General features: G+C 59.8%; 1 protein-coding gene. It reads left to right on the top strand.

Annotated features, from left to right (window positions below; genetic code table 11):
• Positions 1 to 112: 112 nt before the first annotated feature.
• On the top strand, positions 113 to 711 hold a 599-nt coding region (locus tag MOMUL_RS15230; protein WP_153018471.1), incomplete at its 3' end, for a DUF1670 domain-containing protein.

The following is a 711-nucleotide window of genomic DNA, read 5'->3' on the forward strand; positions in this document are numbered from 1 at the left end:
GGGCGGAACCTGGCAATACTTACCCGGCTTAGATTAGGCTTCTGGCCAGCAGGAAAAAAGGCCGGCGTGGCGAAACCTTTAGGAAAAACTTGGACAAGCGAGGGTTTAAGCCGTGGGTCGCCCAGCCTTTTTCCGCCAGCGTATTCTTACCCAGGCGGCCTCCCTGGAGGCCAAAGGGCTGTTCAATTACCTGGTCAGCGAGATCAGGACCAGGCGGGAGGTGCCCCTGGAAGAGGCCGTCCTGGCGGCGCGAGACGTTTTGGAGTACCTGGAGCGAAATCTGCTGACCCGGACGCTAGGCCAGATCATTTTTCCGGCCATCTCTGGCCGGGAGAACCACAAGAAGAGCTCCCGGTCCAACCAGCCGGAGAAGCTGGTCAGTCTAACGGTGGTGGCCGAGGAAGACATTGATCTGATGGCCGAATTTGGGACGGTGGCTCTCCAGAGGGGCCGCCTGGCCCGCCTGGTGGAAGAGGCCTATGCCCAGGATGCCATTCTGGACACTCCCAGGCTTTGCGTCCTGTTCCCCCAGACCCACCGGGGCATTCGCGCCATCCTGCAATTCTTCTGGCAAAAAGGAGTCCTGCTGCCGATGGCCGGTATGAAGAAAGAGAACCGCCAGCTAATGCGGAACCTCCGGGCGGCGCTGGCTATTGACCGGTACTTAAGCGGTGAGGACCTCACTGCCTTGCGTAAAGATCTGGCCATCAG

The organism is Moorella mulderi DSM 14980 (assembly GCF_001594015.1).
GTDB lineage: Bacteria > Bacillota > DSM-521 > Neomoorellales > Neomoorellaceae > Neomoorella > Neomoorella mulderi.